Below are 287 nucleotides of genomic sequence, written 5' to 3'. Positions count from 1 at the left end.
CAGGTGGTTCTTACTCACCGCGATAAATGCAGCCACTGGTGCACGTCTCGTGGATACGGATCGCACTGAGTTCCGGCAGCAGAGGTTTCAACTCCGTCCAGATCCACTTGGCCAGCACTTCGCTGGTAGGGTTTTCCAGGCCGGGAATGTCGTTGAGGTAGTTGTGGTCGAGGCGTTCATACAGTGGCTTGAAAATCGCTTTGATCTCCGAGAAGTCGCGAATCCAGCCAGTATGGGGATCCAGGTCGCCGCTCAGGTGGATGGCCACCTTGAACGAATGCCCATGC

General features: G+C 56.1%; 1 protein-coding gene. It reads right to left on the bottom strand.

Going from position 1 to position 287, the window contains the following annotated elements; translation table 11 throughout:
• Positions 1–10 precede the first annotated feature (10 nt).
• Positions 11–287: 6-pyruvoyl trahydropterin synthase family protein (locus tag AAEZ05_RS28190; RefSeq protein WP_350649851.1), on the bottom strand; the 277-nt coding region annotated here is incomplete at its 5' end.

This window comes from Pseudomonas sp. HY13-MNA-CIBAN-0226, assembly GCF_040310305.1.
Taxonomy (GTDB): Bacteria; Pseudomonadota; Gammaproteobacteria; order Pseudomonadales; family Pseudomonadaceae; genus Aquipseudomonas; species Aquipseudomonas gregormendelii.
Note: the sequence above shows the minus strand (reverse complement) of the source record. Positions and strands in the feature narration are given on the sequence as shown.